This is a genomic window from Pseudomonas moraviensis, assembly GCF_900105805.1.
GTDB classification, from domain to species: domain Bacteria; phylum Pseudomonadota; class Gammaproteobacteria; order Pseudomonadales; family Pseudomonadaceae; genus Aquipseudomonas; species Aquipseudomonas moraviensis_A.
In genome coordinates this window covers 2,921,377-2,948,351 of the sequence record NZ_LT629788.1, presented here as the reverse complement: position 1 = coordinate 2,948,351, position 26,975 = coordinate 2,921,377, and the positions used below count along the sequence as shown (strand labels likewise).

Annotated in this window: 23 protein-coding genes; 5 read left to right on the top strand and 18 right to left on the bottom strand. The window is 59.3% G+C overall.

Annotated elements, in window-relative coordinates; translation table 11 throughout:
• Window positions 1-204 precede the first annotated feature (204 nt).
• Complete coding sequence (locus BLU71_RS13045) at window positions 205-2,115, top strand: S-type pyocin domain-containing protein (protein ID WP_083353255.1); 1,911 nt, start codon at window positions 205-207, stop codon at window positions 2,113-2,115.
• Window positions 2,115-2,369 carry a bacteriocin immunity protein gene (locus BLU71_RS13040; protein ID WP_083353254.1) on the top strand — a complete coding sequence of 85 codons (255 nt, stop codon included), beginning with the start codon at window positions 2,115-2,117 and terminating at the stop codon, window positions 2,367-2,369. Before BLU71_RS13045 ends, BLU71_RS13040 begins: the two co-directional genes overlap by 1 nt.
• A gap of 48 nt (window positions 2,370-2,417) precedes the next feature.
• Here BLU71_RS13040 and BLU71_RS13035 read toward each other — a convergent pair whose 3' ends face one another.
• From BLU71_RS13035 to minC, 7 genes are all read right to left on the bottom strand, one after another.
• Window positions 2,418-4,574, bottom strand: coding sequence for a mechanosensitive ion channel family protein (locus BLU71_RS13035; RefSeq protein ID WP_083353253.1), 2,157 nt, complete (start codon window positions 4,572-4,574; stop codon window positions 2,418-2,420).
• A gap of 74 nt (window positions 4,575-4,648) precedes the next feature.
• A complete protein-coding gene (locus tag BLU71_RS27500) occupies window positions 4,649-4,825 on the bottom strand; it encodes a hypothetical protein (protein ID WP_165839208.1) in 177 nt (58 codons plus the stop codon).
• A gap of 193 nt (window positions 4,826-5,018) precedes the next feature.
• Window positions 5,019-6,308, bottom strand: coding sequence for a M18 family aminopeptidase (locus BLU71_RS13030; protein WP_064364632.1), 1,290 nt, complete (start codon window positions 6,306-6,308; stop codon window positions 5,019-5,021).
• Between the two features lie 177 nt (window positions 6,309-6,485).
• Window positions 6,486-7,121 carry an RluA family pseudouridine synthase gene (locus BLU71_RS13025; RefSeq protein WP_024012204.1) on the bottom strand — a complete coding sequence of 212 codons (636 nt, stop codon included), beginning with the start codon at window positions 7,119-7,121 and terminating at the stop codon, window positions 6,486-6,488.
• Between the two features lie 91 nt (window positions 7,122-7,212).
• Window positions 7,213-7,467 carry a cell division topological specificity factor MinE gene (gene minE, locus BLU71_RS13020; RefSeq protein ID WP_003223146.1) on the bottom strand — a complete coding sequence of 85 codons (255 nt, stop codon included), beginning with the start codon at window positions 7,465-7,467 and terminating at the stop codon, window positions 7,213-7,215.
• Window positions 7,467-8,279, bottom strand: coding sequence for a septum site-determining protein MinD (gene minD, locus BLU71_RS13015; RefSeq protein WP_007913953.1), 813 nt, complete (start codon window positions 8,277-8,279; stop codon window positions 7,467-7,469). Before minD ends, minE begins: the two co-directional genes overlap by 1 nt.
• A 169-nt stretch (window positions 8,280-8,448) precedes the next feature.
• Window positions 8,449-9,186, bottom strand: a complete 738-nt coding sequence (minC, locus tag BLU71_RS13010; RefSeq protein ID WP_038861964.1) for a septum site-determining protein MinC — start codon at window positions 9,184-9,186, stop codon at window positions 8,449-8,451.
• A 117-nt stretch (window positions 9,187-9,303) separates the two neighbouring features.
• On the opposite strand from minC, the gene BLU71_RS13005 reads away from it, so the two are divergent.
• Window positions 9,304-10,236 (top strand): lipid A biosynthesis lauroyl acyltransferase, encoded by a 933-nt coding sequence (locus BLU71_RS13005; protein ID WP_042608512.1) that lies wholly within the window; start codon window positions 9,304-9,306, stop codon window positions 10,234-10,236.
• A 35-nt stretch (window positions 10,237-10,271) separates the two neighbouring features.
• Window positions 10,272-11,444: a patatin-like phospholipase family protein gene (locus BLU71_RS13000; RefSeq protein ID WP_083353252.1), complete on the top strand. Its 1,173-nt coding sequence runs from the start codon at window positions 10,272-10,274 to the stop codon at window positions 11,442-11,444.
• Window positions 11,445-11,534: 90 nt separating this feature from the next.
• On the opposite strand, the gene BLU71_RS12995 is transcribed toward BLU71_RS13000, so the two are convergent.
• The 8 genes from BLU71_RS12995 to puuE form a co-directional block, all read right to left on the bottom strand.
• Window positions 11,535-12,320, bottom strand: coding sequence for an outer membrane protein OmpK (locus BLU71_RS12995; RefSeq protein ID WP_042608510.1), 786 nt, complete (start codon window positions 12,318-12,320; stop codon window positions 11,535-11,537).
• Between the two features lie 372 nt (window positions 12,321-12,692).
• Complete coding sequence (locus BLU71_RS12990) at window positions 12,693-13,478, bottom strand: outer membrane protein OmpK (protein ID WP_083353251.1); 786 nt, start codon at window positions 13,476-13,478, stop codon at window positions 12,693-12,695.
• Window positions 13,479-13,637: 159 nt separating this feature from the next.
• Window positions 13,638-14,990 (bottom strand): nucleobase:cation symporter-2 family protein, encoded by a 1,353-nt coding sequence (locus BLU71_RS12985; RefSeq protein WP_042608508.1) that lies wholly within the window; start codon window positions 14,988-14,990, stop codon window positions 13,638-13,640.
• A gap of 210 nt (window positions 14,991-15,200) precedes the next feature.
• Entirely contained in the window at window positions 15,201-16,520 is a 1,320-nt protein-coding gene (locus tag BLU71_RS12980; RefSeq protein ID WP_083353250.1) for a urate hydroxylase PuuD, read from the bottom strand.
• 51 nt (window positions 16,521-16,571) lie between these two features.
• Entirely contained in the window at window positions 16,572-17,075 is a 504-nt protein-coding gene (locus tag BLU71_RS12975) for an ureidoglycolate lyase (protein ID WP_083353249.1), read from the bottom strand.
• Between the two features lie 148 nt (window positions 17,076-17,223).
• Complete coding sequence (alc, locus tag BLU71_RS12970) at window positions 17,224-18,219, bottom strand: allantoicase (RefSeq protein WP_083353248.1); 996 nt, start codon at window positions 18,217-18,219, stop codon at window positions 17,224-17,226.
• Between the two features lie 86 nt (window positions 18,220-18,305).
• A complete protein-coding gene (gene uraD / locus BLU71_RS12965; RefSeq protein WP_064364561.1) occupies window positions 18,306-18,821 on the bottom strand; it encodes a 2-oxo-4-hydroxy-4-carboxy-5-ureidoimidazoline decarboxylase in 516 nt (171 codons plus the stop codon).
• On the bottom strand, window positions 18,818-19,744 hold the full coding sequence (puuE, locus tag BLU71_RS12960) for an allantoinase PuuE (protein ID WP_042608504.1): 927 nt from the start codon (window positions 19,742-19,744) through the stop codon (window positions 18,818-18,820). Before puuE ends, uraD begins: the two co-directional genes overlap by 4 nt.
• A gap of 419 nt (window positions 19,745-20,163) precedes the next feature.
• On the opposite strand from puuE, the gene uraH reads away from it, so the two are divergent.
• Entirely contained in the window at window positions 20,164-20,517 is a 354-nt protein-coding gene (gene uraH, locus BLU71_RS12955; protein ID WP_041479332.1) for a hydroxyisourate hydrolase, read from the top strand.
• Window positions 20,518-20,643: 126 nt separating this feature from the next.
• Here the strand turns inward: uraH and BLU71_RS12950 are convergent, their stop codons facing one another.
• The 3 genes from BLU71_RS12950 to BLU71_RS12940 form a co-directional block, all read right to left on the bottom strand.
• Window positions 20,644-22,491 carry a hypothetical protein gene (locus BLU71_RS12950; protein ID WP_156889234.1) on the bottom strand — a complete coding sequence of 616 codons (1,848 nt, stop codon included), beginning with the start codon at window positions 22,489-22,491 and terminating at the stop codon, window positions 20,644-20,646.
• A gap of 90 nt (window positions 22,492-22,581) precedes the next feature.
• On the bottom strand, window positions 22,582-26,106 hold the full coding sequence (locus BLU71_RS27565; protein WP_197680941.1) for a calcium-binding protein: 3,525 nt from the start codon (window positions 26,104-26,106) through the stop codon (window positions 22,582-22,584).
• A 194-nt stretch (window positions 26,107-26,300) separates the two neighbouring features.
• Window positions 26,301-26,930 (bottom strand): LysE family translocator, encoded by a 630-nt coding sequence (locus tag BLU71_RS12940; protein ID WP_064364565.1) that lies wholly within the window; start codon window positions 26,928-26,930, stop codon window positions 26,301-26,303.
• Window positions 26,931-26,975: the final 45 nt, after the last annotated feature.

The window sequence follows — 26,975 nt, the reverse complement described above, 5'->3', positions numbered from 1 at the left end:
CTGAGCCTGAAGTTTTTAACGAAAACTCCTACCGCTTTATCAGTTCCGTCCGGCGTGACAGATAAAACCCGGGCGATAACTATGTACCGCACCGCGCAACATTCATTTCCATAAATTTCTCCAAGTGCCGGTCACGTTATTGGCTATTCGACATTAACGGTGACCGGTCAGAGCGACGAACCCAATGTCCATGGAGGATTATAAATGCAGCGTAATGGATTAACGCTTCCGCCGATTGTTGTGCGTCCGGATAAACAAGATGAGTACTTACATTATTTAGGTGCAGGAGACGGCTCGGGACCAGGTATCAACGTTGCACCCTTGGGTGAAATACTCGATATGGAAAGTATCTACAAAGATACTTCCAGAAACATTGCTCAGGTCATCGAACTTGAACTGGCAGAAGTACGGGCAGCGGGTGATCAAAGTGTCTTGCCTCCTTTGGATGCGCTGGCGCGGGAGATGCGTTTCAGGGAGTCGCTGATCGCCAGAAAATTTGGCGCGCTTCTGGTGGCCAAGGACGTGGCCATCCAGCGTTTCGGCCACGACCAGGTTGAAACCTTTTTCAACGGGGGGCGCTTACCGCAAGTCAATCGGCGAGGCGGCAACGTCAGCGTAAGGCAGGCATACAGCGCCTTGTTCAATGCCAAGTTGCTGGTCGAAGGCATTGGCGTATTGAACAGCCAGTCGGCCACGGTCAAGGGCATGATTGCTGTGGTGCAAGCGCAGGAAGCCGAGCGGATCGCTCAAGAGCAGGCGCGGTTGGCGGCGGAACACGCCCGGCAGGTTGCACAGGAACAGGCCCGCGTTGCTCAGGAGCAGGCGCGGCGGCTGGCGGAAGAACTGGCGCGGCAGGCCGCCGCCAATGAACTCAGGCGGCTTGAAGAAGAACAGGCACGCTTGGCGGCTGAAGCACTGGAGCGCAAGCGTGCCGAGGAACAGGCGGCGCTTGAGGCTGAAGCCGAAGCACGCAGGGTGGCTGAGGAAAAGCGCCGGCAGCAAACCCCCGGTGGGCACAATAGCCCATTGCGCTTTCAGGGCAATATCAGCCACGCCCAACTGGTATTTGCGACCTCGGGTGGGGCGGTTGCGATTGCCGACAGCCTGATGGCGGGTCTTGCCGCTTCGATTCGCTCGGCCGTTGCCGTTTTGTCGGGGCTTGCTGCTGGCACAGCGTCCGGACTGATGGTGGGGGTGAGTGCGTTCGTCTACTCGCCGGTGTTGGGCAATGGTGAGCTGCCTGAACGCTTTCTGCTCAGCCTTCCGTTGGCAGATCTGCTGCCCGGTCCGTTGCCTGATCTGAACACGCTGGCGAACGAAAGAGCACGACTGAATCTGCCGGTGCGTTTGAGCACCCGGCCACTGACGGGATCTCTCGCCGAACTGCTTGTCGTTCCGGTAGCGGGGACAAAACTGCCTTCCGGCGTTCGCGTGATCGCAGCTGGCTACAACGCTGGGGATAACACTTACAGCGCGACGCTCACCGACGTTCCACCTACAAGCGCGGTCTGGACGCCAGCGGTAACGCCGGCAGACAGTTCAACGCTGTTCCCCACCGGAAATCCGGCCCCACCGCGCTACATCGGCGGCAACCTGGTGCCGATCGAAGGGCGGATCGACGCTTATCCGGGTCGGGGCAACATTCGTTTCGACGACTTCATTCTGGTCTTCCCCCCGGAAACGGGTCTGCCCCCGCAGTACGTCATGTTCCGGGATCGACGCAATGATCCTGGGGTGGCGAGTGGTTATGGAGCGTCGGTTCAAGGTGGATGGCTGGAGGCGGCTACGCAAGGTGAGGGCGCGGCGATTCCCTCAAAAATCGCAGATCAATTGCGAGGCAAGAATTTCAAGGATTTCAGGGCATTCAGGGAGACTTTCTGGAAAGCGGTGAGCGCTGACGCGGAACTGGCGATGTCGTTTGATCCAGGCAGTCTCAGCGCAATGAGCAAAGGCCGATCACCGTATGTGAAAGCGGGCGATCGAGTTGGTAAACGAGTGAAGTTTGAGTTGCACCACGTCTCATCGTTATCGGATGGTGGGCAGTTGTACGATATCGATAATCTGCGGTTGCTAACTCCGAAACAGCATTTGGCAGTTCACAAGGGAGCCGAGTAATGAAAAAATTAATGATCAATGAAATGTCCGAAGAGCAATTCTTGCATTTTGTACAAAAGATATATCAATCGGATTATGCGACTGAAAAGGGGCAAACCATAGCTGTAATGGAGTTTGAACGACTGAGCGAACATCCAGCGGGTTCCGATTTAATCTACTACCCAGAGTCGGGAAAAAGTGGTCCGGAAAATATTGTGGCGGAAGTAAAAAGGTGGCGCGCCGCTGAAGGAAAACCGGGTTTCAAAGCCAGATAAAACTAGCCCCCTATTGGTATCACCTGCCAATAGGGGGGCCATCTTTCTTCAGCCTTCCTTTTTCATTTCAACCCCAGGCGTAATCACCTGCACACTCATCCGCGGTGTCGCCAGATCCAGCCCCGCCTCATCCAGTTGCCTTTTCAGCGACAAGTTGAACGCTCGGGAAACCTCCCACTGTTTGATCGGCGCAGTCTTGAAGCGTGCGCGCAGGATCGCGCTGCCGGATTCGAAACTTTCCACGCCCTGGATTTCCAGAGGCGACCAGATGTTGCGGCGTTGCAGCGGATCGCTGCGCATCTTCTGGCCGACGTCGCGCATCAGCTTGATCGCGTCGTCGATTTCCATGTTGTACGGCACGGCAACGCGGAAGATCGCGTAGCCGAATTCCCGCGAGTAGTTCTTGATGCTTTTGATTTCGCTGAACGGGATGGTGTGGACGATACCGTCGATGTCGCGCAGGCGGACGGTGCGGATGGTCAGCCCCTCTACAGTGCCGAGGTGGCCGCCGACGTCGACGTAGTCGTCGATTGCCAGCGAGTCCTCGATGATGATGAACAGGCCGGTGATCAAGTCAGCGACCAGCGACTGCGCGCCGAAACCGATCGCCAGACCGATCACACCGGCACCGGCGAGCAGTGGCGTGACGTTCATGCCCATGTTCGCCAGAGCGACGATCAGCGCGATGATGAAGATCGCCACGAACAGCACGTTGCGGATCAGCGGCATCATCGTCTGCGCGCGGGCGTTGGCCAGGCCTTTGCGCGAGCGGGTGAGGGCGTGGTGCACGGCGGTGTCGGCGAGGATCCAGATCAGCCAGGAGAAAATCAGCGTGCCGATCAGGCTGAACAGTCTGACGCTGATGTCATGGCCATCACCTTCGGCGAACGCGATCAGCGAATGGCCCCAGACACGCAGGCCCAGCTCGATGAAGATCAGCCACACCAGCAAATGCGCGAGGGTATAGAAGAAGTTCTTCAGGCGCTCCGAGTACAGCGCATGGCGTTTCGGCCCGCGTTGCGGCTTCAACGAATGACGACGCACGAGGCCGTTGATGACCATGCACAACACCAGCAGAACCGTGCAGATCAGCGACTGCCGCAGCGCGGTGCTGGTGTCGCCGGCGGAGACGAACGTGGCGAACAGCGAGATGCCGACCAGCACCAGCGCCGGCACGTACCAGAAGGTGCCGAGGATCTCGATGGTGTCGCTGAGGGCGCGGCGGGTCAGGCGGCGTGACAGTGGCTGGTTGCGGATCAGGTGCGCGATCGGCCGGCGGAATCGCAGAATGAACAGGCCGGTCGACAGTGCCGCGAGTACGTTGGCGGTGGTCGCTGCAGTGTGGGCCAGATGCACGCCCAGGCTTTCCACCAGACGCGGATCGCTCAGCGCTTCACCGAACGCAGCAAAGCTGCCGATCAGCCACAGTGGCCGGAACGCCTGATGACGAAGAATGTACAGCGCGCGATGGCGGTGCGGGCCGTCGAGCAGAGAGAAGGCAATCACGCAGATCGCCGAGAAACAGGTGCCCACCACCAAGGCATACGCCAGCACCATTGCCAGGCTCTTGCCCAGCGATGACGGCAGCACGTAGCTCATGTAGACCGTCATCACCAACGCGATCAGCCACGGCCCGAGCTTGCGCAGGGCGAAACGCAGCATGTCGAGGGCCTTGGGGTGTTGCGGCAGTTCTTCGGTAAGGCCGAAGCGCATACGGACGCGGTGGCCAAGCCAGATCAGCGCAGCGGCGAGCAGGCTCCAGACCATCAGGATCACGGCGAAGCCGAAGATGATCGGCAGCCATTCATTGGCCGGCAGCAGCTTGCTGGTCAGTTCGTCCTTGGCCAGGTCGAATTCGTTGGACCAGCGGGTGAGCGGGCTGTCGGCGCCGGAAAACTGTTTTTCGAAGTTGGCGAGGGTGCCACCGATCAGGCCCAGCACGCCTTCTTCCGGGGTGGCCTGGGCCTTCTTCGTGGCGTCGCGCAGCTTCTTCAGATCGCTGAGCAACTGTGCGCGTTGCTTATCGTTTTCCAGTGACTTGATCACTTCGTCCAGCGACTGGCCGAGGGGTTCCTGGGCTTCGGGCTGCGGCTTGGAAGTGTTGAGCAGGCCGGGCAGACCGACCGCTTGCGCGGGCGCCAGCGGCAGCAGCGTCATGATCAAGACAAGCAACAGACCGGGTACAGCAAAAAGACGAGCGAACACCAGAAGACAACCTCGCGATAGGCGGATGCGCTGGAGTGTACGAGGCCCTCCGGCGCAATGCGAGCCGGGCGCGGTCATTCGTTGAGTTTGGCGAGGATCTTGTAGACCACGGTGGCGAGGATCATCAGCATGCCGATCCACATGGCCAACACCCCGGCATTCTTGTCACGGAAGTTGAAGCCGATGGCCAGCAGGATCATTCCGCTGAGGATGGGAATAAGCATGGCGTGGAAGGAGGACATCGAGATCATGGAGACTGCCTTGTCTGGTGGGATCCGTTGAGTCTAGGCAGGTTTTCGAGGCGGGGTGTGATGTGGCTCAGGAATGCATCGAGTCAGAGAGGATTCTGCTGCGTGCACAGGCGCTTTCGCGAGCAGGCTCGCTCCCACAGGTTGGAATGCTACTCAATGTGGGAGCGAGCCTGCTCGCGAAGTTTTTCAGCCTTTACGGCAACTCACGACTGGCATAAAACGCGCTGAGCACTTTGACCAGATGCGCCAGGTCATGGCTGCCGCACAGCTCGCGGATCGAGTGCATGGCAAAGGTCGGCAGACCGATGTCGACGGTGCGAACCCCCAGGTGGCTGGCGGTGATCGGGCCGATGGTCGAGCCGCAGCCCATGTCGCTGCGCACCACGAAACTTTGCACCGGGACTTCTTCAGCCATGCACAGATGGCGGAAGAAACCGGCGGTTTCGCTGTTGGTGGCGTAGCGCTGGTTGCTGTTGACCTTGATCACCGGGCCGGCGTTGAGTTTCGGGCCGTGATTGGCGTCGTGTTTTTCCGCGTAGTTGGGATGCACGCCGTGGGCGTTGTCGGCCGACACCAGCAGGGATTTCTGGATGGTGCGGACGAACTCGTCACCTTCCGGCAGCAGGCGGCGCAAAGTCTGCTCGAGCATCGGGCCATCGGCACCGCAGGCCGAGCAGGAGCCGACTTCTTCGTGGTCGTTGCACACCAGCACGCAGGTTTCGTCGGTCTCGGCGGTGAGCAAGGCTTGCAGGCCGGCATAGCACGACAGCAGGTTGTCGAGACGCGCACCGGCAATGAAATCACCGTTCAGACCGATGACCGCTGCGCTTTGCGTGTCGTAGAAACTCAGCTCGTAATCGAGCACGACGTCGGCATTCAGGCCGTGTTCGCGGGCCAGTTGATCGGTGAGCACGGCGCGGAAATCGACGCGCTCGTCACCGGCGAACTGGGCGAGGATCGGCGGCAGTTCGGTCTGCGCGTTGATCGCCCAGCCCTGATTGGCTTCACGGTTGAGGTGAATGGCCAGGTTGGGAATGATCGCGATCGGTGCCTTGAAGTCGATCAACTGGCTCTCGACCTTGCCGTCACGGCGGAAGGTGACGCGGCCGGCCAACGACAGATCGCGATCAAACCACGGCGCCAGCAACGCGCCGCCGTAGACTTCAACGCCCAGTTGCCAGAAGCCCTGACGCTGCAGTTCCGGCTGTGGCTTGACCCGCAGGCACGGGCTGTCGGTGTGGGCGCCGACCAGGCGGATACCGTCGTGCAGTGGCGAGTTGCGGCCCATTTTGATCGCGACGATCGAGGAGTCGTTGCGGGTGACGTAATAGCGGCCGTTGGCCTCGGTGGACCATGGCTCGCGCTCGTCGAGGCGCACATAACCGGCGGCCTCCAGACGCTGCACGAGGCTGGCGGTAGCGTGGAACGGGGTAGGAGAGGCCTTGAGAAAGTCGATCAGGCCCTGGTTCAACTCTGCGCGCATAAGAAACTCCAGACAGCAATGGGCGGGAGTTTAACGTATTGGCCGGGGAATTGAATCCAATGCAGATCCCTGTAGGAGTGAGCCTGCTCGCGATAGCACTGTGTCAGTCAACTGATACTTATCTGACACACCCCTATCGCGAGCAGGCTCACTCCTACATTAAATCGTTGTGGCCGGTCAGAACGGGGCGGGGCACTCGAAGCGCAGGCGTTCGCCGGTTTGCGGGTGGGTGAAGCTGAGCATGCTGGCGTGCAGGCACAGCCGTGGCCAGGCCGCCAGCGCTTGCTCGTGGGCATAGAGCCCGTCACCCAGCAGCGGATGGCCGATCGACAACATGTGTACGCGCAACTGATGGGAGCGACCGGTGATCGGTGTCAGTTCGACACGGCACCAGTCGCCGCAGCGCTCCAGTACTTTCCAGAACGTCAATGCATGCTTGCCGAATTCGTGATCGACCACGTGACGCGGCTTGGTCGGTGGGTCATAACGCAGGGGCAGGTCGATGCTGCCGCTGTCGAGTTCCGGCTGACCCCAGGCCAGAGCGGTGTAGGCCTTTTCGGTTTCGCGGTCATGAAACTGCCGCGACAGCTCGCGATGGGTGTCGGCATCACGGGCCAGCAGGATGATGCCGGAGGTTTCCCAGTCCAGGCGATGGACGATGCGCGCCTCCGGGTAGCCGTTTTCCTGCAGACGGGTAATCAGGCAGTCCTTGTTGTCGTCGGCACGGCCGGGCACCGAGAGCAGCAGGGTCGGTTTGTCGACCACCAGAACGGCGGCGTCCTCGTGGATGATGCGGATGTTGGACAGCGGCATTAAAACAGCCTCGTAACAAATGCCAACGGCGGTTCAGGGCCATTCCCGCATGGGGATGGCCCTGAACCGCCGTTGTTCCTGCCGGATCGACTCAGCGATCGGGCAGGGTGATGTTGAGTTCCAGAATCGAGCAACTGCCCTGGCTTTCCAGTGCAACGTGTACGTCGTCGTTGCCGATGTTGACGTACTTGCGGATCACGTCGACCAGTTCCTTTTGCAAGGCTGGCAGGTAATCCGGCGTGCTGCGCTGGCCGCGCTCATGCGCCACGATGATCTGTAGACGCTCTTTCGCTACCGAGGCGGTACTTGGCTTTTTGTTGGCACGAAAGAAGTCAAAAAGGTTCATTACCTACCTCCAAACAGGCGCTCGAAGAATCCCTTCTTCTCGACATCGAGGAATCGGTGGGCTTTTTCTTTGCCCAGCAGGCGGTCGACGGTATCGCTGTAAGCCTGACCGGCATCGCTCTGGTCGTCGAGAATTACCGGCACGCCCTGGTTGGAAGCCTTGAGCACTGCCTGGGATTCCGGGATGACGCCGAGCAGGGTTACCGAGAGGATTTCCTTGACGTCTTCAACGCCGAGCATCTCGCCCTTTTCAACGCGCTCCGGGTGGTAGCGGGTGATCAGCAGGTGTTCCTTGATCGGGTCTTCGCCACGTTCGGCGCGACGCGATTTGCTCGCCAGCAGGCCGAGCATGCGGTCCGAGTCACGAACCGAGGAGACTTCCGGGTTGGTCACGACGATCGCTTCATCGGCGAAGTACATGGCCAGGTGCGCACCTTTCTCGATGCCCGCCGGGGAGTCGCAGACGACGAACTCGAATTGTTCCTTGAGCTCCATCAGGACTTTTTCCACGCCTTCGACGGTCAGCGCGTCTTTGTCGCGGGTCTGGCTGGCCGCCAGTACGTAGAGGTTTTCCAGGCGCTTGTCTTTGATCAGCGCCTGTTGCAGGTTGGCTTCGCCGTTCACGACGTTGACGAAGTCATACACCACGCGGCGCTCGCAACCCATGATCAGGTCGAGGTTACGCAAGCCCACGTCGAAGTCGACGATCACTGTTTTGTGGCCGCGCAGAGCGAGACCGGTACCGATAGCGGCGCTGGTGGTGGTCTTACCCACACCACCCTTGCCGGATGTAACCACGAGAATCTTGGCCAAGGTGTTTCACCCCTAAGGAAGAAGGACTGTTCAGCCCCTGAAAAACATCTCTTGAAAACTACTGCAGTCGGACAGCCTTGGCTGGAATTTGGCTTTAGGCCTTTTTCCTACTTCGTTTGAGCCGTTTTCGCTACGTTTTAGAGATGCTTGGAAAATGCGGCAGTATCCGTTAAAGCCGAATGATGTTCAACACGTCGCCCGACAGGCTGACCTGGACGCCCGAGCCCCACATCGGATCGCGACGCAGATCCTCGGAGACCTTGTAATGACCGGCGATGGAGATCAGTTCAGCGCTCAATTGCTGACAGAAAATCCGTGCCTTGGTGTCACCTTTGACGCCGGCCAGTGCACGGCCGCGCATCGGGCCGTATACATGGATGTTGCCATCGGCGAGAAGTTCCGCCCCCGGACTGACCGAGGAGACCACGACCAGATCGCCACCCTGGGCGTATATCTGTTGGCCACCACGTACTGGCGTAGTGATCACGCGGGTCGGTTTGACGGTCGGCTCAGGCGGTTTTTCCGGCTTCTTTTTGACCTCGACTTCCGGCGTCTCCAATGGGCGCTCGCGGGCGCCGGAGGGTGGCAGCACGGGAATGTCGATGGCGATGGCGGCGGCGATGTCTTCGATGCGGCTGGCACGAATCGCCAGGGTGCGCAGGCCATGCTGGCGGCAGACACGCATCAGCCCCGGCAGGTCGACTGCGCCCTGGTTCGGCGGCAGTTTGTCCAGCGCCAGAACCAGCGGTGCATTGCTGAAGAAATTCGGCGCCTGGGCGACTTTGGCGGCCAATTGCCGATCGAGGCTTTCGAGGTCGTTACGGGCCAGTTCCAGCACAGTGATGGCCAGCATGCTGCCCTTGAGCTGGAATACGGGATCTTGGTCTAACGGGTCGGTTTGGCTCATGTCGGCATACAACGGCTTGTCACTAAAAGTGCCGAGACTTATAACGAGAACGCCCGCGAGCCGCAAGCCGGGTCGAACGATGTAGAATGCGCGGCCACTGTATTTACGGAAGCTTTAATGGATCGCCCGCGTTTTCGAAAAGCATATCTTGCTCCGCGCTTCTGGCCGCTCTGGTGCGGCCTGGGGCTTTTGTGGCTGATCGTGCAGTTGCCGTATCCGGCGCTGCTGACCATCGGTCGAGTTTTGGGTGCGTTGATGTATCGCGTCGCCAGTGACCGGCGGACCATCGCCCGGCGCAATCTGGAATTGTGCTTCCCGGAGAAATCCGCCGCCGAGCGCAAACGCCTGCTCAAGGAAAACTTCGCCTCCACCGGCATCGCCTTCTTCGAAATGGCGATGAGCTGGTGGTGGTCGCGCGAACGTCTGGCGAAACTGGCGCATGTCGAAGGCCTTGAACATCTGCAGAAGGCCCAGCGCGAAGGCAAGGGGGTGATCCTCATGGCCGCGCATTTCACCACCCTGGAAATCGGCGCGGCGCTGCTCGGCCAGCAGCACACCATCGATGGCATGTACCGCGAGCACAAAAATCCATTGTTCGACTTCGTCCAGCGCCGTGGCCGCGAGCGACACAATCTGGATTCGCTGGCCGTGGAGCGCGACGACGTGCGCGGGATGCTCAAGCTGCTGCGCTCGGGCCGGGCGATCTGGTACGCACCGGATCAGGACTACGGCGCCAAGCAGAGCATCTTCGTGCCGCTGTTCGGCATCCAGGCCGCCACGGTCACCGCAACGACCAAATTTGCCCGCCTGGGCAAGGCGCTGGTGGTGCCGTTCACCCAGGAACGGCTGGCCGATGGCAGTGGTTATCGGCTGGTGATCCATCCGCCACTGGAGGATTTTCCCGGCGAGAGCGAAGAGGCCGATTGCATCAGGATCAATCAGTGGGTCGAGAGCGCCATGCGTGCCTGCCCCGAGCAGTATCTGTGGGCGCATCGGCGCTTCAAGAGCCGCCCGCCGGGCGAGCCGAAGCTTTATCCCAAGCGCCGTTGAATCACCCGTCCTGACAAGCATCCCGGAGTGTTGCGATGAGTCCTGCTGAACCGGTCACAGGTTTGATTCTTTCCGGCGGCGGGGCTCGGGCGGCGTATCAGGTCGGGGTGCTGGCGGCGATTGCCGAGCTGCTTCCGGCCGGCGCGGACAATCCGTTTCCGGTGATCGTCGGCACCTCGGCCGGGGCGATCAATGCGGTCAGCCTGGCCAGTGGCGCCACGGATTTTCGCGCCGCCATCGAACGCCTGACCCAGTTCTGGCAAGGCTTTCGCAGCCATCGCGTATTGCGCAGCGACTGGCCCGGAGTCATCCATCAAGCCAGCCGTTTCGTCAGCCACAGCCTGCTCGGTCTCGGTCGACAAATGCCGGTGGCGCTGCTCAACAGTTCGCCACTGCGCGAACTGCTCGAGGAAAAACTGCACCTGCCCGGCATCGCCGAATCCATCGCGCGCAAGCAACTGCATGCGGTAGCGGTGACTGCGTTCGGCTACGAGTCGGGACAAGCGGTGACGTTCTATCAGGGTGGCGGCACCATCGACGCCTGGCTGCGGCATCGACGCATTGGCATGCCGACCCAACTGTCGGTCGATCACCTGTTAGCCAGTTCGGCGATCCCGCTGTTGTTCGCGCCGGTGAAAATCGGTGAGGAATATTTTGGTGACGGCGCGGTGCGTCAGTCGGCGCCGATCAGTCCGGCGTTGCACCTGGGCGCCAGTCGCGTGCTGGTGGTGGGCGTCAGCGGCAACCCGCGCGGCCTCGATCCGCAGCAGCCACTGGAGCGCGCCTACAGCGGCCAGCAACCGACGCTGGCGCAGATCGGCGGGCACATGCTCAACAGCACGTTCATCGACAGTCTGGAGAGCGACATCGAATTGCTGCAACGGCTCAACCAATTCAGTCATTTGCTCCCGGCCGGCACGCCTACCCGCGTGCTGGGTGTGGCGCCGGTGGAGGTGCTGGTGATTGCGCCGAGTCAGCCGATCGATGAAATCGCGGCACGCCATCGCCAGGAACTGCCAGCGGCGTTGCGCCTGTTTTTGCGTGGGCCTGGGGCGACAAAGACGAGCGGAGCGGGGGTGTTGAGTTATCTGTTGTTCGAGGCGGGGTATTGCAGCGAGTTGATCGAGTTGGGGCGGCGGGATGCGTTGGCCAAGCGCGAGGAGCTGTGCCGGTTTCTGCGGATATCCGAAGCAGTAGCTCCCGCCTGAAATCTGCGGTAAGGCCTTCGCAAGCAGGCTCGCTCCCACACTGGAACTCGGTCGAATGTGGGAGCGAGCCTGCTCGCGAAGCTTTTAGGGTCAGAAGTGGAACTTCACCAGGAAGCTCGTGGTGCTCTGATCGGTCTTGAAGTACTGGCTGTCCTTGATCCCGTACTTGTCCGACCAGTAGTCGTATTCGACACCGACATACAACTGCTTCTCGCCGAAATTCAGCGCCTTGCCCAGGTCGTATTTGACCTGCGGGTTGAAGTGCAGGTTGGCATGGTAGTCGCCTTTTGAGTTGGAGTCGTTGTCGACCACCCAGTCCATGAAGCCGTCGATGAGGATGTTCGATTTGCCCACCGGAATGGTGTAGGACCAGACGGGGGTGATCTGCCAGACATTGTCACCGGCGCGGGCGCCCTGGGTGTGACGCTGGTAGAAGTTCAGCTGGAAGTAATCGAAGCCCGGGATCGCCAGGTCGAAGCCTGGACCGATCAGGTAGGCCTCGGTATCGCCTTCACCGAATTCGTAGGTCATGGCGACCAGGACGTCCTTGACCGGGCCGAACTCGATCTTCTGGTCGAGCACCTTGCCTAGCGAGATGCGTGGGCTGAATTCACCGTAGTAGGTATTCGGACCGTTGCTGAAGTCTTTGCCACCGTTATAGAAGATCTTGTCGAAGAAGAAGAAATTATCCCCGTACGTCCACGCATCGGCGTGTTCGAAAGTCACGGTCTGCTGAATGCGCGGGTTGACCTGGAAGTCCTTGCCATACAGATAGGTCAGGCTGTTGTTCTGCCACTGCAGCAGGCCTTCGGCCATCGCCTGGCCGCCAGCGAACATCGATCCGGCCAGCATCAGGCTGGTGCACATGCGTTTCATTCGGTTGCTCCCAAAAATAGGTGTTCCACGTTATTTTTTTAAGTTCGGCGCTCTGATGTGGCGCCTTTTTTCGTACCGCAAATTTCATCCGATCGGTCAGCTTTGGATGCTGGTAGCAAAAGCTGCGCCAAGGCTTTCGAAAAACCAAAAAACGCCCGTTCGGCTGCTGAAAAACAGTCGACGAGCGTGTTTTCGGGAGGCCTCAGGACTGACCGTGGCCGGGATAAGTTGGCTTTTCGGTCAGAAATTGAATCCGGGCTTTTTTTTACAGCGAATGCGGAAGGCCGCGGAGAATACTGACTCCTCGGCCAGCGCTCAAGTGCCCCGCAACAGAGCACCGACAACAGGCATGGCGCACGGTTGCGGGCCATCTCAGAAGTGCACCTTCAGCAGCAGGCTGGCGGTGTTCTGGTTGGTGTCGAAGGTATGGGTGTTCTCGATGCCGTATTTGTTCTTCCAGTAGCTGTATTCGGTGCCGACGTACACCTGCTTCTGGCTCCAGCCCAGGGCTTTGCCGAGGTCGTATTTGATCTGCGGATTGATGTGCAGGTTGGCGTGGTAAGTGCCGCGCGAGTTCTCGTCATTGTCGACGACCCAGTCGAGGTAGCCGTCGATCAGCACATCGGAATTGCCGAGCGGGAAGCTCCACGACCACGCGGGGGTGATCTGCCAAACGCCATCGCCGGGGCGCGGGCCTTCGGTGTGGCGGCGGAAAATGTTCAGCGTGAAGTAGTTGAAACCGGGCACTTTCAGGTCGAAGCCGGGGCCGATCAGGTAGGCCTCGCTTTCGCCTTCGCCGTACTCGTAGGTCATCGCCAGCAGCACGTCCTTGATCGGGCCGAACTCGAGCTTGCGGTCGAGGATCTTGCCGAAGGACAGGCGCGGGGTGAACTCGCCGTAGAAGGTGTGCGGGCCTTTGTTCGCATCTTCCTTGCCGTTGTAGAAGATCTTGTCGACGAACAGAAAGTTGTCGCCGTACTTCCATTTGTCGGCGTGTTCGAAAGTGACTGTCTGCTGGTACGACGGGTTGATCGCGAAATTCTTGCCGTACAGGTAGCTGAGGCTATTGCTCTGCCACAGCAGCAGATCGCCGGCCATGGCCTGACTCGCGCCCAGCAGGCCGCCACTCAACAGAACGTTGCCTTGCGTGCGGATCATCTGTTGCTCCCTCTTGTTTTTATTTTCAAGGCACAGAGTTGCGATCCCTTTGGAGGAGTGAGCCTGCTCGCGATAGCGGGATTACATTCAACAAATCAGTTGACTGAAAAGACGCAATCGCGAGCAGGCTCACTCCTACAGGGGGAATTGGTGAGGCTGTCAATGAGCATGGCAATCGTTGATCGCCGCACGCTCCTTGCCGCCGAGGATGTTGAACAGCAGGTTCAGGGTCAGCGCGCTGAGGGTGGCCATGGCGATGCCGCTGTGGGTGATCGGGCTCATCCACATCGGCAGATGAGCGAAGAATTCCGGACGCACCACCGGGATCAGGCCCATGCCGATGCTCACCGCGACCAGCAACTGATTGCGCCGGTCACCGATGTCGGCTTCTTGCAGGATCTTGATGCCAGTGGCCGCGACCATGCCGAACATCGCAATCGCCGCGCCGCCCAACACCGCCGGTGGAATCGATGCCACCAGAAATGCCGCTTTCGGCAGCAGGCTGAGGACGATCAGCAGACCGCCGGCGACGATCGTCACCGAACGGCAGCGCACGCCGGTCATCTGCACCAAGCCGATGTTCTGCGCGAACGAGGAGTGGGTGAAGGTGTTGAAGAAACCGGCGAAGAACGACGCGCCGGCATCGCACAGCAAGCCGCGACGGAGCATGCGCGGGCAGACTTCCTGGCCGGTGATCTTGCCCAGCGCGAGGAACATCCCGGTGGACTCGACGAAGATGATCACCACCACCAGACACATCGACAGAATCGGCGCGAGCTCGAACTTCGGCATGCCGAAATGCAGCGGGGTGACAAACTGAATCCACGGTGCGCTGGCCATGCCACTGAGGTCGACCATGCCGATCACGCCGCACAATACGTAGCCCAGGCACATGCCGATCAGCACGGAAATGTTCACCCAGAATCCGCGCATGAAGCGGTGGACCAAAAGGATGGTGGCCAACACCAGCGCAGCGATGGCCAGATAAATCGGCGAACCGAATTGGGCGGCGTCGACACCGCCACCGGCCCAGTTCACGGCCACGGGGAACAGCGATAAACCGATCGAGGTGATGACCGTGCCGGTGACGAGCGGCGGGAAGAAACGCACGACCTTGGACATGAACGGTGCGATCAGCATGCCGAAGAAACCGGCGGCGATCGTCGCACCGAAGATGCCTTGCAGACCGATACCGGGCATGCCGGCCATGGCGACCATGCTGCCGACCGCGGCGAAACTGGCGCCCATCATCACCGGCATACGAATGCCCATCGGGCCGATGCCGAGCGACTGCACGATGGTGGCAATCCCGGCGACCAGCAGATCGGCGTTGATCAGGAAGGCGATTTCTTCACGACTCAGGCCAGCGGCCTGTCCGATGATCAGCGGCACCGCGATGGCACCGCCGTACATCAGCAGAACATGTTGCAGACCGACCAGGATCAGTTGCAAAAGGGGCAAACGCTGAATGGCGGGTGCGTCGGGGATGCGCGCTTTGGACAGCTCGGACATGCAACACCTCGGATCTTTTTTATTCTTGTGATTAACAGCTGCCGGGTTGCTCACAGCTGTTTATTTGCATCAGGTCTTATGGCGAGGGAGCTTGCTCGCGCTGGGGCGCGAAGCGGCCCTCTCTTCAGAAGAGCAGGGCCTGCTGCGCAGTCCAGCGGGAGCAAGCTCCCTCGCCACAAAAGCCTGCTTTTACACAGGCTGTTGTGTGGCTTAGTTGGTCTGCGCTCCCTGGGCAATCCAGGCACCGATCAGGTCACGTTCCTGCTGGGTCATCTGGGTGATGTTGCCCAGTGGCATGATCTGCGTGGTGATGGCTTGCGCCTGAATGCGCGCGGCGTTCTGGCGGATCTGCTCGGGGGTGTCGAACATCACCCCGGCCGGGGCTGCGCTGAACAACGGACTGGTCGGTTTGGACGAATGGCACACCGTGCAACGCTCTTGAATCACGTTGTGTACTTTGTCGAAACCGGGTCCGGCATTCGAGGCTTGCGCTGGCGCTGGCGCTGTTGCAGGGGCTGCCGGTGCCGCAGGTGTCGCCGCTTCAGCCGGTTTTGCGCCACCGCCCAGTGCCGTTTCCGGCAGCGGTTGGTATTCGATTTTGGCTGGCGCCTTGGCTACTTCAGGTGCGTTCGACATCGGCGTCGGGCCGGTGACGTAGGCCAGGCTGATCATGCCCACCGCTGCGACCGGCAGGGTCCAGGCAAACTTGTGGCTGTCGTGACGGGTGTTGAAGTAGTGACGCACCAACACCGCCAACACCGCGATCCCGGCCAGGATCAACCAGTTGTACTGGCTGCCGTAAGTGCTCGGGAAGTGGTTGCTGATCATGATGAACAGCACCGGCAGGGTGAAGTAGTTGTTGTGCCGCGAACGCAGCAGACCCTTGGCCGGCAGGGCCGGATCCGGCGTGCGGTTCTCGGCGATCGCCGCGACCAGTGCCCGTTGTGCCGGCATGATGATGCGGAACACGTTGCCGACCATGATGGTGCCGATGATCGCGCCGACGTGCAGGTACGCACCCCGACCGCTGAACACTTTGCTGAAGCCATAGGCCGCGGCAATGATCAGGACAAACAGGATGAAGCCGAGCAGGGCGGGCTTCTTGCCCAGGGCCGAATCGCAGAGGAAGTCGTAGACGAACCAGCCGACGATCAGTGAGCCGATACCGATGGCCACGCCTTCAGGACCGCTGAGGCCGCTGCCGGGTGCCACGAGGTAGAGCACCGGGTTGGAGTAGAACACCACGCAGAGCAGCGCGATCCCCGACATCCAGGTGAAGTAGGCTTCCCACTTGAACCAGTGCAGGTTGTCCGGCATGGACGGTGGGGCCAGTTTGTATTTTTCCAGGTGGTAGATGCCGCCGCCGTGGATCGCCCACAGATCACCGGCCAGACCGGTTTTCGGGTTGACGCGGTTGAGGTTGTTCTCCAGCCAGACGAAGTAGAACGACGCGCCGATCCAGGCCACGCCAGTGATCATGTGAACCCAGCGCACGCTCAGGTTCAGCCATTCCAACAGATGTGCTTCCACAGTCTTTACCTCTCGCCTGTCACTCTTGTTGTCGAGTGATCAGACCTTCTCTTATTGGTGGGGGGCGAGGATCAGACGCTCATCCTCTTTGAAAAAATGCTCATCGCAGTTATTGCCTGTGCCACTGCGATCAACCACCAGGAAGTCATCCCGCTTTTCGATCGTCAGCACCGGGTGGTGCCAGACGCCGCGATGGTAATTGATGCCCTGCCTGCCGTTGGTGACGAAGGCGCGGACCAAGCCTGATACAGGTGCATCGCCAACTGGCGCGACCACGATCAGAAAGGGGTTGCCGAGCAGCGGAATGAAAGCCTGGCTGCCCAGCGGATGGCGTTCCAGCATGCAAACGGTCAGCGGCATGGCCTGCGCATCCGCGCGGAAAATGCTGATGATTGCGTTGTCCTCAGGCGTCGCGGTTTCGACCGTCGCCAGTTTGTGGAAGCGCATGGTCGAACCGTTGTTGATCATGAAGTGATCGCTGCCGTCGGTTTCGATCACGTCACCGAAAGGGGCGAAGGCTTCTTTGGTCAGCGGTTCAATCGTCAATGTGCGCATGCTGTTCTTCTTATCCAAAATTCTGTGTTGTTCAACTTGCCAGTGCGTCTTGCGCAATCCCTGTAGGAGCTGGCGAAGCCTGCGATCTTTTGATTTTGTTTTTAAGATCAAAAGATCGCAGCCTGCGGCAGCTCCTACAGACTCAGCATTACTTCGCGACCTTGCCCAATACACGCAAGCGACTCACGCCACCATCCGGGAACACGTTCAGGCGGATGTGGGTGATCGGGCCCAGCGCTTTGATCTGCTCGACGAAGGTGTGCTCGGCGTGCATTTCCAGCTTCTGGCTTGGCAGCAGTTCGCGCCAGAACAGCGACTGGGTTTCGATCTGGCTGTCAGTGCCACCCTTGACGAACGCGCCCTGGATCGAGCAGGTGTCCGGGTAGTTGCCTTTGAAGTGCAGGGTATCGACGACGATCTTCTCGATCTCGCCCGGATGACCCAGGGCGACGATCACCCAGTCATTGCCCGGGGTGCGACGACGCGCGGTTTCCCAGCCGTCGCCCATGTTGATGCCGCGGCCCGGGTTGAGGATGTTGCTCATGCGGCCGAAGTGTTCGTCGGAGCAGGCGAGGGCGCGGCCACCGTTCAGGGCTGCGGCCAGATCGACTTGCTCGTTGTCACCCACTGCCGACCAGTCGCGGAACGGAATGCCGTACACACGCAGACGCGCGACGCCGCCGTCCGGGTAGATGTTGAAACGCAAGTGGCTGAAGGCCTGGTCGTTGCTGATTTCGTGGTAGTGGTGGCTGTTGCCCTGCAGCTCGACGGCCGACAGCACTTCGGTCCACTGGGTGTTTTCATCCGGCTCGCCCGAGGTCAGGAAGCAGGCTTCCAGCGAGGCCGATGGCGGGTAGTTGCCGGTGAAGAATGAAGTGTCGATGTCCACGCCTTTGATCGAGCCCGGTACGCCCAGACGGATCACCGCGCTGTCGTAACCTTCGAAGCGCTTGCGGCGCGACTCCCAGCCGTCCATCCACTTGCCGTTGTCATCGAACACGCCCTCCTTCCATACGGCCGGGGTCGGCTGAAACAGACGATTGGCGTCTGCGAACCAGTCATCGGTGACCGAAATGATCTTGGTGCCCAGACGGGCGTCGGCCAGGTTGACGTATTTTTCGAAAGGTACGGCGTAAGCTTTCATTCTTCTTGTCTGCCTTTGAATTAGTGGCTGGGGATGCTTGCAGGGCCCTGGGCGTTACGCGTTCATTCACGCTCGGGCCAAGCTTGCTAAAGGGTCAGTAAACGGAACAGGGCAATCTTGTTGATCTCCGCCAGCGCACATTTGAATTCGGCTTCCACCGAATTGTTGATGCGCGTTTCGAACGCCGCGAGGATCTGATGCCGGTTGCTGCCTTTTACCGCCATGATGAAGGGAAACTTGAACTTGGCCTTGTAGGCGTCGTTCAGCTCGGTGAAGCGCTGGAACTCTTCGGCCGTGCATTGGTGAATACCGGCGCCAGCCTGTTCATTGGTGCTGGCTTCGGTCAGTTGGCCCTGGACGGCGGCTTTGCCGGCCAGGTCCGGGTGAGCGTTGATCAGGGCCAGCTGGCTGGCATGATCGGCGCTCAACAGGATATCGCTCATGCGCTGGTGCAGGGTTTCGATCTCGTCGATCGAAGCATCCGCACCGAGGTCGTAGGCCTTTTCGGCCACCCATGGCGAGTGTTCGTAAATGTCGGCGAAAGCGTTGACGAAAGCGTCGCGGCTCAGGGTCGACGGTTGCAGGGTTTGAAAGCGGCTCATTTTGCAGTCCCTTGGTACGGGTGGGTTTGCTGCCAGTGACGCGCGATGTCGACGCGACGGCTGAACCACACCTGTTCATGACTTTTGGCGTATTCGATAAAGCGCTTGAGCGAAGCGAGGCGACCGGGGCGGCCGATCAGACGGCAATGCAGACCGATCGAGAGCATTTTCGGCGCCTCGGCCCCTTCGGCGTACAGCACATCGAAGGCGTCTTTGAGGTATTCGAAGAAATCGTCACCCTTGTTGAAACCCTGCACTTGCGTGAAGCGCATGTCGTTGGTGTCGAGGGTGTACGGGATCACCAGATGCGGCTTGCCGGTCGGGTTGTTCGGTTCCCAGTAGGGCAGGTCGTCGTCGTAGGTGTCGCAATCGTAGAGGAAACCGCCTTCTTCCATGACCAGGCGACGGGTGTTCGGCCCGGTGCGACCGGTGTACCAGCCCAGCGGACGTTCACCGGTGAGTTCGGTGAGGATGCGGATCGCTTCGAGCATGTGCTCGCGCTCCTGCGCTTCGTCCATGTACTGGTAGTCGATCCAGCGGTAACCGTGGCTGCAGATCTCGTGGCCGGCTTCGACCATCGCACGGATCACGTCCGGGTGACGCTGGGCGGCCATGGCCACGGCGAAGATGGTCAGCGGAATGTCGAATTCCTTGAACAGTTTCAGAATGCGCCAGACGCCGGCACGGCTGCCATACTCGTAAAGCGATTCCATGCTCATGTTGCGCGCGCCTTGCAGCGGCTGAGCGGCGACCATCTCGGACAGGAAGGCTTCGGATTCCTTGTCGCCGTGCAGAATATTGCGCTCGCCGCCTTCTTCGTAATTGAGCACGAAGGACAGCGCGATCCGGGCATTGCCCGGCCAGTGTGGGTGAGGAGGGTTACTGCCGTAACCGATCAGGTCGCGTGGGTAGTCAGCGCTCACTGCAGTCTTCCTTCTTGTACGTTGACAGATTGGTGTGGCGGCCTGGCAGGCTGGCGTCACAGCGATGGGCTGATTGTATACAACTTTATTTACATTTTGTAAGCCTGAATTTTCGCATTTTTCACCGGCCGTCATCTTTTGCTGTTAACGGTTCAAGCCTGCAAGAAACCTGCCTGACCAGTCAGCTAATGAATAGAAGGTTCAATGAGCAGGCGCTTTACTTGCAGTTTGGCGATAAACGCCCGGATGGCGGGGGTGAAGCGAAAAATGTCGTTTTTATTGTGTACAATTTTTTTGAAAAGTGTCTTAATCAGTCGCTCGCCGCAACTTTTCGTGCTCCGAATCGGTGCGGCCTCCTTTCACCTGACTTCGGGAGGCGCGAAGTCTGATCGCCCATGGCGGCCAGGCGCGCAGAATCAATGGGACGTTTGACAACACACGTTTTGGACGCTGCACACGGTTGCCCGGGCAGCTCGATCAAGGTTGAGCTGTACCGCGTTGAAGGATCGCACCTGGAATTGGTCGCCAGTGCGACAACCAACAGCGATGGCCGGGTCGATGCGCCGCTGCTGCAAGGCGACGATTATCGCACTGGCGTCTATCAGGTGCAGTTCCATGCCGGCGATTACTACCGCGCCCGCGGTGTGCAACTGCCCGAGCCAGCATTTCTCGACGTGGTGGTGCTGCGTTTCGGTATCTCTGCGGAGCAGGAGCACTACCACGTGCCCCTGCTGATTTCGCCTTACAGCTATTCCACGTATCGCGGCAGCTGACCCCCAAGCAGCAGCCCCACCGGGAAGCGACTGCGCATATAGCTTCTTTGGTCTTTCGCCCGCTCACACTGCGGGCTTTTTTTATTGCTGCAAGATGCCATCCTGACCGCCGTTCGAGGGCGATGCTCAGCGCTCGCGGATGATGAACACCGAGTCAGGCTTGCCGGCAACTTTCAATACACCTCCGATCAGCCACACCACTTTGTGTTGCGCAGCGGCCTCGGTGAGAACCTTGAAGGCGTCCTGCCCGATCCGCGCGGGCAAGCTCGGTTCGGTCAGTTCATTGCCGGGCACGTGAGTCAGGCCCGCCTGGTCGATCGCTCCCAGTTTCAGCAGGAAAACCTGATCGTGATGGGCTCGTCTGAACACCAGCGTCGGCATGCGATGTTCATGCGTCAGCGGGAATATGTCGTAGCCGCTGTTTACCAGCAAGGAGCCGAGCAGACGTCTCAGGTTGAGGTCGGAGGGATAGGTTTTGTAATGATTCCAGGCCAAGGGAAAACGCTGCGGATCGAAGGTCAGCCGTTGCAACTCACTGGCCTCCTCGGACGGCATCCGGATCAGCCTTTTGCTGCCGAGATCGATATCAGGCGCCACGGCCAGCATGCTGATCGGGTGGGCCAGTGTCGGCGTCGTCGAAAGTTGCGGGTGCAGCCACTGATGCAGCGCGGTGTGGATATTCATCAGCCCGGTGCCGGTAATGGTCGGCGAGTGATCTGCCAGCTCAAACAACCGTCTGGCAACCGCACGTGCAGTCACGGCGGAGAAATCAGGGAATGCACGAGCAACAGACTGGCTGATCGGCTCTTCGAACAAACGTTTTCCCGGAGGGATTTTGCGCGGATCGCTGTCGGTTCGAGACGTTGCCACGGGCTGCAGCGCGGGCGTGTGGGCCAGCATGTTTTCGAAAGCCTCAAAGTGTGCCGGCACAAACTCCGGGTGACGCAGGAAATACACGTTGGGCGCGAGGTTCGAGCCGATTGGCACGATGGGATAATGCAGCCAGCCAAGCTGCACCGACTCGATGCCTGCAAGCTTGTTCATTTGGCCCCATGACAGCCAGAAGTACGTGGTCTGCTGATCAGGCTCGGCTGCCGCGTGCGTGGCCGCTGGTTCGGCTGCGGTTTCCAGCCGTGGCCGTTTGCTCGGCCCGGCCATCGGTTCGTCTGCGTCAGCGATCGGTTGGCGGCCAGAGGACGGCGTGTCGTCGAGCTGTGTGCGGCTGGTTTTCTGCCGCCAGAACACGGTGCCCGGGATCTGCTCAAAATAGATATCAGGCGCCTCGTGGCTTGACGCAAATGCCTGCTGATATTCCCCGGCCTTGTTTTGGCGGACCATCACCGTGCCGTCCGCCGTAGTCACAAAGGTCTGCTTGAGCTTGTTGTAGCGGATGCCATCGGTCGCGAGGTCTGCTTTGGTCAGCCCGCTGGCTTGCGAGGGTGTCAGATAGGTCGGGCGGAGTGGGTCAGTTGAGGCGGGCCGGATCGATTGCCTGTCAGGGCGCTGGATGCGCCAGCTTGGCTGTCCTTCGTTGCGCACCAGGGCAGGACCGTGGACGCCGGGTGCGAAGGTCAGCGGCAAATGGTAGTGACCGTGCTGATCCCGTTCGACCTCAAACCGTCCTTGGCCGGCGATTTGTGCATAGGTGCGCTGATCCGGACCGGTGAACAGTCCATTGTCGTCCGACAGCGGAACCAGCTCGTGAATACGTTCCTGCGGCCAAGCGCTCGCGCTGCGTGCCGTGCCGGAATTGTCCACTGGCGGCGGTATCTCGTGAATCCTCACGGTAGGCATGCTGTCGGCTGCTGCAGGGCTGTTCGCGCCACGGCTGACGGGCGTCGGGTCAATGCCCAGCAACAGCGCGTCAGGCATGTCGAGACCGACGCTGTTCCTGCGTGTTGGTGCACCTGCACTTGAAGTGGCGGGCGCGTCGGCTTTTGTCGTGACAGAGATTTTTTTCGGTGGTCTGGCCATTGTGAAAACTCATGAAGTGAGGCGCAGGCGCGCACAGGCGCCTGGCTGAAAGCACTATTCGCTAAGGGATCGATAGACGATATTTCGACGTCAAGCGGGTGGAACGTCGCTCTGTGGCGCGGGTATGAAGATGCCGGATTGGTGACTGCAGCGATTCGTCACCCGCACCTCACAGGCTTCAACGCGTGACTTGTCGGTACGCAGTACCCAGCCGTGGGCGGCGAAGTTGTAACTGAGCGCAGTTGTCCCATCGAAAATCCACTCGGCGTTCCTGACCTTGACCACATTGGCAGCCAATGAGGCGAGCGCTGCTGGTAGCGGTTTCGCAGCATCGGGTGCTTCGAAGAAGCGTGCATCCAGGCCATCCGGGTAGACCCGATCGAACACCAGATCGACCGTATGCACTACGCCGTTCGCAGTGATGACGCGGATCTGATCGATCAGGTCGTCGCTTTCATACACTGGTAGATGAATGGTGCAGGTGCCGATGGATAACCGGTTGTCGGTGAGTTCGATATCGACCGTACCAAGCTTTGTGGCGTCGAGTTCCCACGTGGAGGAATTCGCTAGCCGCACGCTCGCTTCGGCGAGTGCACCGGGTGTCGAAAGTTTAAGGGTCGTGTCGGCAACGAGATGAATCAGGTACGTCGAGCCTTCACCGATGAGGCTTTCCATGGCGGTTTGCACGGTCAGGGCAGTGAGCGTGGCACAGGAGTGTCGATTGCCCATTTCGTGCGCCTGGTTTTCCGGCAATGCATAACTGTAACGCCGTGAGCGAAAAGCCAGGGGCAGGGTCATCGGAGTGATCCACTCCCTTGCCACCGCGTAATCGGAAAACGCCGGCAGGGCATCGGTTTCATCCGTGAGGCCGGCATTCAAGGCGACACCGTCCTTGAAGATCAGCACATAGCGAAAAAACGGCCGGCCCGCCATGGTGCGCAGAATTTTAGTCAGATTGTCATGGTCATCTTCATTACGAGCGGCGGCGAAATAATTCAACTTGATACGTTTATCGCCGAAGTGATAAACGAGATGGCAACCTGCAGTCAGCCGATAGGATTCATGTTTGACGGCAAAGAAATGCGCCTCGGCTTTTGTCAGCTCATCGCTGTTGTAGTCCAGATGGATATTACTGACTATTCCAGGACGAAGTACCGAGTAGAAGGTGGTCATGTTATTAGCGCGCGGCAGGTAGTAACTCGCTTCCTGCTGATGTCTGATCCAGCATTCATCTGCGTAAACGATGATGGGTCTTTGCGGCTGGCCGAGCTTGATAATGGTTTCGGAAAAATCGGCGGTCTTTTCCTCGGTGACTTTCTCTGGCAGATCAAGTGTGAACTGGTAACCGTCGCGGGTGATGAACGTCAGGTTTTTATTGATCAGTTTCCGTTCATCCGCGTCCTCTTCGTAAACGTCATGGATGGTCAGGATATTCTTCGGGATGTCATCGAATTCGAATCCGGAAGTGATGATCAAGTGGTTACCTGCAATTTGCCAGGAATCAATCAGCTCTTTCTTCCAGTTCAATACGATGTAGCTCGGCTGTTTGCCATCTTCGAAGATCGAGAAGCGCCCCGCCACGTGAGCGATGAAGTACTGGTCGGCGCCGGCATCGCCGCAGGCCTGAGCGTCCTTGTGCGACAGGTAAATCTGGTCGTCCCCGGCGCCGGCGTTGATGACGTCGCTGCCGCGCGCCTTGATGATGTTGGGTTGCGCTGTACCGGTCACGATGCTCGCCGCGCTGTCGACGGTTTCAACGTTTTCGATGCTGTCTATCAAGCTGTGCAGGACATATTGCTTGCCCTGTTCGGCAGATGGATCGGTTGAGATGATCTGCAGCGTACCGGCCAGCAAGTCGACGTCATAACCGGTTTTCGCTGTGCGGAAACTCGAATAATGGCCGCCGAGAACCAGTGTGTCGTTGCCATCCGCGCCTCGCAGTGTCGAATGGTGCGTGGCATCCGTGCCTTGTTTGAGAAAGTCCGCCGCATTGTCGAACACGAATTGATCGTCTTTCTCGCCGCCAGCCAGGTCCTTTTTTCCCGACTTGTAATGAAAGACATTCGTTTTTTTTTCGACCCCCTTGATCGAGTCGTCGCCTTCGGTCAGCAGCCAGAGAACGCTCTTGTTCTCCGCTGCAGTGCCCAGGTGCGCACCGGGCGTGTCCTTCGTTACCCCTTCGCGCGCATCGATGGTGTCGTCAGTGCCTACTATTTCCGGGACATGTACCGATTCCCAGGCATCCTGTTTGGTCCACCAGTTCCGCTTCCAGACCTGGGTCGGCCTCAGGCGCACCTCGAACTGACCGTTGACGATGGCTTCGGTGGTGTCCTTGAGAGGGCCATCGAGCAGTTGCCTTGCCGTCGCCTTCAACTTGGCGGAGTGCTGCAGCAAGGTCTTGGCCTTGACGTAGCGATGTTGAATGTTCTGATCGATATCCAGCATGCAGAACGCAAACCATCCGGTGCGCCACCGCTCATCAAGGGTGAGCTCGATGTAGTCATCAATGTCGTCGACGATGCGCACCGCACCATAAACCTGCGAGCCGATAGCGAGAATCGCCCCGGCAGCCAGCCCGACCGGGCCGGCGAACGAAAATCCGGCCATCGCCGCAGTCCCAAGGATCACGGTCATGGCCGCGCTGGTAATGCTCAGGCCGGCGCTGACATAGTGATCCATCGCCTCCTTGCCCGTCGCATTCTCGGCGGCATTCATGGATCGCACCGCGGTGTAGATATCGAATGGCAACGTCAAAGCGCCACCGATCAGGCCGCCCGAACGTCCCAGCCTGACCGCCATTCGCGTCCTGGCGAAGTCGCGGTAGGCGTGCTGCCCGGCGGTGAGCATCTGCGTGGCAACTTTACTGACGGTAACGTCGACAGCGATCGATCCCAGTTCGGATGCGATTCCCACGCTGTTTATCGCGATTTCCGTGGTGTTGTCGGCCTTGATCGCATCGACGACTCCGCGCAGGCCCATGAAAATCCCGAAGCCCTGAATGCCGACACTGGAGCCGAGTGCTGCGTAGCTTTTGGTCAATGTTTTCCAGCGCGGATGATGCTTGGGCAGATGCACATGCTGCAGGTCGAGTGCCTGCGCGGCGTTGGCAAGTTTCAGGAGTTTGCGGCGGTAGTTACCCGGACCACTTTCGTCGGTGATGGCTTCGCTGAACAATGCCGGCGCGGTCAGAGGACGGTGACTGGCCATTTCAAACAGCAGGTTCGGCAACAAGTATGTATCACTGCCAGTGGCGGTCTTCATCGCGTGTTCGACTTTGTTCAGGTCGAATTGCAGGGCATTGATAAAAGAGCGTTTAAGTACTCGACTGAAAGTATTACGACCATTTAAAGGTTTGCCATCGACCGTCGCGCCCAATCGGTCCAGCGCTACTCGTGTTATTGATATGTCGCCAATCTGCAATGGTCCGAATATGTTGTCTGCGAACTTCAACTGGTTCGGCTTGGATGAATCTTCAGGTGCGTCAATGGTTGCAGGCTTGCGCTCGTTGCTCTCGAAACGCATATCCGTGACAACAACCGTGTCGGTAACTTTGTGGTTGTTCGGGTCAATTGCCGGATCGGTTTGAATTGATGCTTCATGTATCAAAGTGGCCATGAGAACTTCCTTGTTCAGGCTGTTGTTATCGAATTGCAGCGGATATTAAGGTGCTCTTTTCAGCGCTGTACATAAGGCGGTTGTTGCCATGTATTGCCTGTCAATGATTACAGGCTTGGCGCGCGGTGATTAATTGAAAACAGCACCCTCCCGATTTGAATCCGTTCAGTCGGGAGGGTGGGCCATACGATGTCTTAATGGCTGCTGAGCAATGATGTCGCGCCGGCACCGCCAAACAATCCGGCACTGATTCGGTTGAACCAGCTCTGCCCCTTGCCACTGCGCAGATAACGCGCTGCGCCATGGGCGCCCAGGCCGTAGGCCAGTTTGCAGCACAGATCGAGTACTACCCAGGTCGCGATCATGATCAGCAACTGCGGCAGGAACGCTTGGTTCGCGCTGAGGAACTGCGGCAGAAACGCGGCGAAGAAGAGGATATCTTTCGGATTGCTCGCGCCCAGTACAAAAGCGCGCCCGAATAGCGTGCGGAAGCGTGGCACCGGTGCGGCTTGGGGCACTTCGGCTGCCACTGAAGGCTGACGCGATTGCTGCCAGCTCTGCCAGGCAAGATAGAACAAATACAATGCGCCGACGATTTTCAATGCGCTGAACAGTTGCTCCGAGGCCAGCAACAAAGCGCCAAGCCCCAGTGCCGAAGCGCTGAGCAGGCAGATAGAGGCAATCACCCCGCCGAGAAACGCCGGGTACGAGCGGCGCAGACCGTAATTCAGACTGTTGCTGATCATCAGCAGCGACAGCGGCCCCGGGATCAGGATTACCACCAGTGCAGCACCACTGAACAGCAGCCAGGTTTCCAGACTCATCGTTTTGCTCCTTTGTTGTTATCGATATGTGCAAAAGCCCCACCG